This is a genomic window from Bowmanella denitrificans (genome assembly GCF_039522935.1).
GTDB lineage: Bacteria > Pseudomonadota > Gammaproteobacteria > Enterobacterales > Alteromonadaceae > Bowmanella > Bowmanella denitrificans.
Window position 1 is genome coordinate 151951 of sequence record NZ_BAAAEI010000007.1, and the last position, 6717, is coordinate 158667.

Below are 6717 nucleotides of genomic sequence, written 5' to 3' on the forward strand. Positions count from 1 at the left end.
TAAACTCCTGGTATGCTCACGAAATTCTGAATAAACCCTAATTACAAGCTACTAATCGCGGCAATCGATACCGCCAATTGATAAACAATTTGCGTAGCGTTAGTCCAAAGTGTCATGTTGTCTATGTAGTCAGAGTCAAAGGGAACGACAATGGTGTCACCAGGAATAATGCCGGCTTTTTCCTGGCTGCTTGAAAACCAAAAATTGTCATTGCGCCCCGGAACTGTTACCGAACCATCAGCGTGGATCACATAGGTCTTGCTCTTAGCTGCCAAATCTTTGTATCCACCACTTCTGGATATATATTCTTCATATGTCAGGCCCGCGGTATATAAGTGTGAGGTAGGAACATATACCTCACCAATCACATTAACAGCCTGCGTTCGGCCGGGAATATACAAGGTATCACCATCTTCCAGTACCACATCAGTGACATCCTGACCTTCAATCACGCCTTTCAGATCGATAACCAGGCGACCGACAGGTGCCACTTTAGTCAAGTCACGCAGAAGGTTCTTAGCCTGGTCGTAACTCACCATAGCGCCGGCTCCTGACTGTCTTCTCAAGCTCTCAGACGCAATCTGCTTACGCAGCTCTTCAGCCAGTCTGACCAGGTTTTCTCTTTCTCTTTCTTTCAAGGATTCGCGGGTAAAGATGGCAGCTGATGCCTCACCATAGTTAGTTAACCCTCCGACCCGCGTCAGAAGATCTGACAAACGCTCACCACGGCGAATGGTGTATTCACCGGGAAACTCCACTTCACCTTTTACCGTAACACGCAGATTCTCTTGCCAAGATGGGATGGTAAATATATTTACCCTGTCTTTGCTCTGTAGTTTGATATTTGCTGTCGCAGCATCTTCCAGCACCGCCATGGGACTGAAGTTAATATGACTTACTTCCGCAATACCTTTGGCATTGATCTGGGTGCGGGTAATTTCGGAATTATGCCCATAAGAGGATTCGGTCAAACCACCAGCGGCCTTAATCAGGTCCAATATCTCAGCGTTGTTGGAAAGGGGGTAGACTCCCGGTACTTTAACTTCACCGACAATCTCAACCAACTGCAATGGTTCGCCAAGCTTGGCCTGCTCACGCAACTTGGCGATCACCGGCGCCAACATGCGTTTGCGGGAGAAATAGGTGGTATCTTTAAACTCCAGTATTTTCTCACGCTCAGATTCACTTAGTTCCACCAGCGTCTGTGCAGACAACATTTGCATATCATCGTCAAAACTGTCCTGCTGAGTTGGGTTTTCGTTTAGCCCCAACTGCTGCCAGAACAGCTTGTCCTCAATGCGCTTTTCCCACTTTTCCTTTTCCTGCTCCGTCAATTCTTCATCGGTATAGGCCAGGTCTTCTAACTTGATATCACCAATGGACTCGCTTTCTATGCGGGAAAATACCAGCAATCTGTCGTTGGGCATAAGTTGCGGGTCGTAGTTACTGCCCCTATGTAATAAGGTTAAGTCAGCTTGCAGAATACTGAGATCGCCATTGTCATTTTTGTCGCGCAGAATCAGCACATAGCTCATATCCGCGGTTTCAAGCAGTGCGGAACGCTTATTACCCAACAAAGCAGAGACCCGCATACCGTCTTGCCATTGATACTTACCTGGCCTGGCCACCGCGCCAATCAGAGTGACTGCGTCAGCCACGTGCGGCGCCACTTTGGCAACCCTAATCTCATCGCCAGATTGAACTTTAATGTCGTCCTGAGTCAGGTCCACAGTGAGTTGCACCTGAACACCTTGCTGATAACGTTTTACCCCAACCGCCTTGGCATAGCCTTCGGGCAACCGGCCACCAGCCAGCTTAATCACGTCAGACAGACTTTCTTCGTGCTTAAGTTCATAAATCGCCGGGCGACGTACCAAGCCATCAACCCGCACGGTTTTGTCCACTGCTGGTACAAACACCACATCGCCAGACTGCAACAAGGCATCCTTTGACGAATCACCTGCGTTAAGCAGGTCATACAAGTCCAGCGTTTCAACCAACTTGCCACCGCGTTTTAACTGGATATTACGTAACGAGGCAATGTCCGTCACCCCGCCACTGGCAAACAATGCATGGGTGATAGTGGACAATGAACTGATGTTATAGGAACCCGGTTTAAATGCTTCGCCCATGACCAACACTTGTATTGTGCGAAGTTCGCCCATGGAAACGGCAATCTCTACACCAATAATCTGCCGTTTAACCACGTCGGTCAGATAACCTTTCAATTCTGAAAAGGTTTTACCGGCAGCACTGACAGGCCCCAGTTTTGGGATCACCAAGGTGCCATCCCGATTGACCACCAGCTGAAATTCCTGATTTTCCTTGCCATAAAATTGCACCAGCAATTGATCGCCCGGGCCAATAAGGTAATTGGCTGGCACTGGCACATTATTTACTGGTGTGAAGGTGGAAGGTGCATTGGCAAAAATATCCAGACCATAGAGTTTGAGCTCTTTGTCCTCTTCTTTCCTTAGCTTGTCGTTGAGCATCTCCTGCTCAGGGGAAATAGGGTTGCCGAATTCGTCAAACTGCGTGCCTCTGGGGTAAATCTGGTTGCCCTGACGATTTTGATTATTAGTGGCGCCATCAGTCCCGCGACTTAGCCCCATTTGTTCCAGGCTGGACAGGTCAATGCCCATTTGCGTGGCCAGCATTTGCCGCTCCTGAGGCGACATATTTTTCAACCTGTTGATTTGATCCTGGCTAAGTGTCACTGCCGTTGCAGACTGCGTAATCAGCATCAGCAAGAAAGTTAAAAGCGCGGTAATCCGTAAAAAGTTCATCAAATCAGTCCAACATCTGGTTATATGGCGGTCTTCCAAACCGCGGTATTCTAACGAAAGATAACAGCAACTAACAATCTATTGTTGACCGAATAGGGGTCGGCCGGGCCAGACATTTGTAAGTGACTGTTTTATGCCAAACATTGTCTGATTCATCATTTACAGGAAGGTTCCCTACTGCTTGCAGGCAATCTGCATCGCTTGCATTTAACCGGCTGCGGCTGTATAACCGGGCGCTTGCAACAGGCGTGTTTGCTGGTTTTTTGTACCCACACTGCAGCTCAACCGGCTAAGCCTTTGTTTCCTGATAATTATTACTAAATAAGGAAGGATCAATGAAACCATCCGACATGAGTTTGCCGGCCCTGCGCCGCATTGAGGGGGGGCTTGGTCTATGACAACGCCTTCAAATAACAGTCAATTAGATAAGGCCTTTTTTGGCCATCCCGGCGGCTTATCCACCCTGTTTTTCACCGAAATGTGGGAGCGTATGAGTTACTACGGCATGCGCGCCCTGCTGGTATTGTTTATGACCGCCAGCTTGCAAGAGCAAGGCCTGGCCATCACGGTGGCCTCGGCCACGGCGATCTATGGTTTGTACACTGGTGCGGTATATTTTATGGGCCTGCCCGGCGGCTGGATGGCAGACCGCTTAATCGGCGGGCAAAAAGCCGTGTGGTACGGCGGTATCATTATTATGTCCGGCCATATTGTGCTGGCTATCCCTTCAGACCACACCTTCTTTATCGGTTTGATTCTGGTGGTACTGGGCACCGGTCTGCTGAAACCAAATATTGGTGCCTTGGTTGGCCAGCTGTACAGCGACAATGACGACCGCCGCGATGCCGGTTATACCCTGTATTATATGGGTATTAATATGGGCTCCATTATTGGTTATTTTGTCTGTGGTTACCTGCAAACCAATATGGGCTGGCACTGGGCTTTTGGTGCCGCAGCAGTGGGTATGGGCCTGGGTCTGATTCAGTATCGAATGACCTTACCCAAACTGGCCAATATTGGTAATGGTCCGACTGAGCCACTGTCACCTGGTGCCGCAAGGTTAAGCTGGACAATTATCGTCGGCTTTCTGATCGCATTGGCCCTGATTACTGTTTTAACCATGAATGGCCAAATCAGCATCAATCCGGTTAGCATGGCTCAGTATGTAGCCATTGCCATCACTGCGGTGTTCCTGCTGTACTACCTGGCTATTTTTATGTTTGGCAAACTGAGCGGCGATGAAACCCGTCGTTTGCTGGCACTGTTCCTGGTCTGCGTGGCATCTACTTGCTTCTGGGCCGGTTTTGAGCAAGCCGGTTCTTCGCTGAACTTATTTGGCCGCGATTTAACCGACCGCATGATTGGCACCTTTGAAATTCCCACCGCCTGGTTCCAGTCTGCCAACTCTATTTTTCTGGTGATTATGTCGCCCTTCTTCGCGGCGCTGTGGATCAACCTGAGCAAACGTATGATCAACCCTTCCTATGGCTTTAAGAGCGCCTTAGGCCTGGTAATTATGGCCACCGGTTTTATCACTATGTTCTTTGCCGCTCAGTTGGCCGCCAGTGGCCTGAAAGTGGCACCTTTCTGGCTAATTGCCACCTACTTCCTGCATACCGTTGGTGAACTGTGCTTAAGCCCTGTCGCGCTTAGCGCAGTCAGCAAGTTGTCGCCTAAGCGCATGGCTGGCCAGATGATGGGTGTGTTTGTACTGACTTACTCCATAGGCAATGTAGTAGCAGGCCTGTTGGCCGGTAACTTCGACCCGGAGAAACCAGCCGAAATGCCGGATCTGTTTATGCAAATCACCCTGTTCAGCATTGCGGTTGGCATCGTGATTTTCCTGCTGGCATTAAAAACCCGCCACTGGGAAAAACTGGCAGACAAGCCTGACGCACAAAGTGGTCCGGCCACACCGGTTGGCCAGGCACAAGCCAGCCACGGATAAGATATCAAGGGGCTGTTTGTCTTTCGAGTATAGATTTTGTTCAAATCCAGCCCCTAACGCCCGGTTCGCCGGGCGTTTTTATTTTTCTCGCTCTAAACCCCGCCAAACACTGCATCACCGGACAATTTCGGGTAAGCTTGCCGCCATTGCCAAACAAGCAACTATGCCATGAAATTGTATTTTTCTTCTCGTCACATTCCGGCCCTGGCCCAACTGCCTTTGCAGCAGCGGCTACACAAACTAAGAGAAGCCAGTAGCAAGCTTACCGGCCCCGAGAAGATGCTGCTTAACCTGGTCAAACTGCTGGTATTGCTGCCACCCTTTGTACTGATTTTACGTTTGTCCGACGACTGGACGGCAATTATTTGGGTGGCATTGGTATTGTTGGCTTATCCCTTACTGCTCAGGCCTTTACAATATGGCCTGTGCGAGAAATATATCAGTTTGGATCGCAACCAATAAGGAAGGTCTTTATGTCTCATATTCTGGTGACCGGCGGCGCTGGCTATATTGGCAGCCATACGGTGCTGCAACTTCTTGAAGCAAATCATCAAGTCACCGTGCTGGATAATCTGAGTAATGCCTCAAAAGCGTCCCTGCAGCGGGTACAAGAACTGTGTGGCAAACCCCTTAGCTTTGTTGAAGGTGATATTCGCGACGCCGACCTGCTGAACACCTTGTTCGCACAGCAGCAGATTGACGCGGTTGTGCATTTTGCTGGCCTCAAGGCCGTGGGCGAGTCGGTTGAACAGCCCCTGCGTTACTATCAGAACAACGTCTATGGCACTTTGACCTTATGTGAAGCCATGCAGGCCAATGGCGTAAAAAACCTGGTGTTTAGCTCTTCTGCCACTGTGTACGGCGACCCGGTCAGCCTGCCATTGCTGGAATCCATGCCAACCGGCCGTCCGACCAACCCTTATGGCCAATCCAAACTGATGGTGGAACTGATCCTGCAGGATCTGCATAAAGCCGACCCAAGCTGGAATATTACCCTGCTGCGTTACTTTAACCCGGTCGGTGCCCACCCTTCAGGGCAAATTGGTGAAGACCCTAATGGTATTCCCAATAACCTGATGCCCTTTGTTGCCCAGGTGGCGACCGGACGTCGTGAACAACTGGCCGTATTTGGCGATGACTATCCGACGCCGGACGGTACCGGCGTGCGCGATTATATTCATGTGCAGGATCTGGCGGCTGGCCACTTAAAAGCGCTGGATAAACTGCCTGGAGCGGGCCTTAAAGTCTACAATTTGGGGACCGGTCAGGGCTATAGCGTACTGGATATGGTAAAAGCCTTTGAACAGGCCAGCGGTAAAACGGTGCCCTATAAAATTGCCCCGCGCCGCGCTGGTGACGTGGCGTCCTGTTATGCCGATGCCAGTCTGGCAGAACGTGAGCTCAATTGGAAAGCAGAAAAAGGCATCGAGGAAATGTGTCAGGACACCTGGCGCTGGCAGTCGCAAAATCCTAACGGCTACCAAGCCTGAACCAGCTTTTTAAGAAAGATGAGAAAAACCACAGAGGCACAGAGAACACAGAGGAATTAAAGGCTTTATAACTCTGCGAGCTTTTCTCAGCGCCCTCAGCGTCTCTGTGTGAAGATTCCGGTATCACGCCAAGCCGCGGAGTTCGCCGAGACAATGCCCTGAAACCTCTGTGAATCTCCGTGCTCTTCGTGCCTCTGTGGTGACAATGTATTTGCGTAAAAGCAGAAAAACCACGGAGACACAGAGAACACAGAGGAATTGAAAGCGTTGAATACTCTGCGTGCCTTTCTCTGCGCCACCGCGTCACTGCGAGAAGCATTCCGCTTTCAGCTAAAGCCATTCTCGCAGAGCCGCGGAGTACGCCGAGAGAAAGCCCTGAAATCTCTGTGAATCTCCGTGTTCTTCGTGCCGCTGTGGTGACAATGTATGTAGTGGTCAAGTCATATTGGCCACAGGTTTATAGTTACGCCAGTATCTTCGTTCTGACTCGTTT

4 protein-coding genes are annotated in these 6717 nt (G+C 50.1%); 3 read left to right on the plus strand and 1 reads right to left on the minus strand.

Translation table 11 applies throughout. The annotated features are described in order from the left end of the window. Positions 1–41 precede the first annotated feature (41 nt). Positions 42–2786: an SLBB domain-containing protein gene (locus ABD028_RS08970; protein WP_343844310.1), complete on the minus strand. Its 2745-nt coding sequence runs from the start codon at positions 2784–2786 to the stop codon at positions 42–44. 394 nt (positions 2787–3180) lie between these two features. Here ABD028_RS08970 and ABD028_RS08975 point away from each other — a divergent pair, with 394 nt between their 5' ends. The 3 genes from ABD028_RS08975 (at position 3181) to galE (ending at position 6224) form a co-directional block, all read left to right on the plus strand. Continuing rightward, the gene (locus ABD028_RS08975) at positions 3181–4734 is read left to right on the plus strand and encodes a peptide MFS transporter (protein WP_102798361.1); all 1554 of its coding nucleotides are present in this window, start codon (positions 3181–3183) and stop codon (positions 4732–4734) included. Between the two features lie 168 nt (positions 4735–4902). Beyond that, positions 4903–5196: a DUF6170 family protein gene (locus ABD028_RS08980; RefSeq protein ID WP_343844313.1), complete on the plus strand. Its 294-nt coding sequence runs from the start codon at positions 4903–4905 to the stop codon at positions 5194–5196. 11 nt (positions 5197–5207) lie between these two features. After that, complete coding sequence (gene galE, locus ABD028_RS08985; RefSeq protein WP_343844315.1) at positions 5208–6224, plus strand: UDP-glucose 4-epimerase GalE; 1017 nt, start codon at positions 5208–5210, stop codon at positions 6222–6224. Positions 6225–6717: the final 493 nt, after the last annotated feature.